Here is a 922-nt window from a genome sequence, read left to right as displayed (position 1 = left end):
ATGAGGCGATTCTGGCTTATGTGCGAACCGATAATTATCAGTCCGGGGGCGTGGTGCAACTGGCCAAAACCCTGACCGGAAAACTGCCTGCGCATTGGGATGGTGATGGTAATGGCCGCTGGGATGGTTACGTGCCTGACGTGGCCTACCGCTTTGATGAGCAGGGTTTTGACCGCGATGCGCAAGGCAAGCTGACGGGGTGGCGTGCTTTGGCGTATACGCCGTTTCCGGGCACATTTTTCCCCACTAATGGTTCTGCGGATGATGTGCTGATTCGTCTGGATTCTCCATACCGCCAGAATGAAAAAGGCGAGCCCGACATACGGGTTTACCGTCTCAACCTGGCGATCGTGGAGTCGCTGATCAAGCGTGAGGATGTGGCGATAGAGGCGGTAGAGGAAGCTGATTACGGGGTCGACCTGAATCGCAACGGTGTGTTGGATCGTGCTACTGAAGTGGTATTCGACTGGGCTCCCCTTGAGGGGCGTGACATGCAGTATGTGGGGCTGGCCAGGGTGGCCCAGCAACAGGGGGCGGCGCCACTGTCAGCAGGAGCTTATCCGCTGGGTACCGAGTTTGTACATAGCGTGCGCTATCTGGATATTGCCGATGATGGCGAAGTGGTGATGGCGCCGCGAATGAAGGAGCTGCGCTACAGCCGTAAAACGCGCTGGCTGACATATTTTCAGCACCGGGAGCTGGCGGACGATGAGCTCAAGGATGCGCATGATTTTCCTGACCGCATGGAGCCTGTCATCGGTGATATAGAGCGCGGGGTGGGTAATCGTCGCGGCTGGCGTTTCAGTGGCTTCATCGAGGATGACCAGGGCGCGCTGCGGCCTCAGTCGTATGAGGAACTGGCTACCTGCGCCGGGTGCCACGGGGCAGTGGGTGCGCTGGCTGACAGTACCTACACCATGGA

Annotated in this window: 1 pseudogene; it reads left to right on the top strand. The window is 58.4% G+C overall.

Annotated features, from left to right (window positions below):
* Positions 1–20: 20 nt before the first annotated feature.
* A pseudogene (locus tag A3730_RS03555) lies at positions 21–922 on the top strand (hypothetical protein); the annotation flags it as partial.

It is taken from the genome of Alcanivorax sp. HI0044, assembly GCF_001634945.1.
The sequence above is the reverse complement of the archived record's forward strand: the minus strand, read 5'-3'. Positions and strand labels throughout refer to the sequence as shown.